Here is an 875-nt window from a genome sequence, read left to right as displayed (position 1 = left end):
TCTGCGCTGCTTCCTGTGTGTTGATACTGGCTTTCACCACTTCAAACAAATTCATACAGATTCCCTCCATTTCCTTTTTGATGGGGCAGTTTTCTCCCCCCTCTGTATAGGTTATGGGGAAAATCGAAAAAAACAGGCTAATAACATGACAAGCCGTTTTCAAAAAACATGACAAGATTTTTGTTGTGTGCTATTATAAAAATAGAAAAACATGACAGGAGGGAGAAGATGGATCAGATTATCAACCATGCGGTTTTGTCGTTGGATTTCTGGCAGGACACCGTGACCTATGAGGGGAGTACCATGCCCGCAGGAACCATTGGCTGCGAGGTGTTGAACATCCCGGACAGCACCATTGAAAATCTGGATACTCCCTGCAATGTGCTGAACCAGCTGCTTCAGGGTATGAACACCGGTTCTTTGGATATGGAGCTGCTGCCGCAGGTGCAGCAGGCCGCTGGCGAGATCATCTCCTTTTTGCAGGTTACACCACCCTTCTCCCGATTGAATCGAAGCTATTTTGAGCAAAAACTTGCAGCCATCTTTTCCGAAGAATATATGGAGGACGCAAAAGCTTATTTACAGTTTACCCAGCAGGAGCAGCTGATCTGTGCCTTGACTGGTCAGCATAGCAAGGCAACCATGCTCGTCCGAATAGCGCAGGTACTGGGGCATTTGAGTTATTCTCTGGGGCAATACAAGGAGGCCCTGACGAAATTTGCAGAGCAGTTGAATGAACCCGGCTATGACCGTACCCCGGACGGTTATGCGGCAATGTTCGGGCAGTTCTTCAAAGGTGAGCCAACTCTGTCGGTGGATAACCCGGCCTGGATGACTCTGACCAATGCTTCGGTGCAGTATGTAGCCGCCACTCG

At 48.6% G+C, this 875-nt stretch carries 1 pseudogene; it reads left to right on the top strand.

The window, feature by feature from the left end:
* Positions 1 to 228 precede the first annotated feature (228 nt).
* Positions 229 to 875, top strand: a pseudogene (locus ACTQ33_RS17095) (DUF6076 domain-containing protein); the annotation flags it as partial.

Source organism: Candidatus Avoscillospira sp. LCP25S3_F1 (assembly GCF_052117125.1).
Lineage (GTDB): Bacteria > Bacillota > Clostridia > Oscillospirales > Oscillospiraceae > Avoscillospira_A.
The sequence above is the reverse complement of the archived record's forward strand: the minus strand, read 5'-3'. Positions and strand labels throughout refer to the sequence as shown.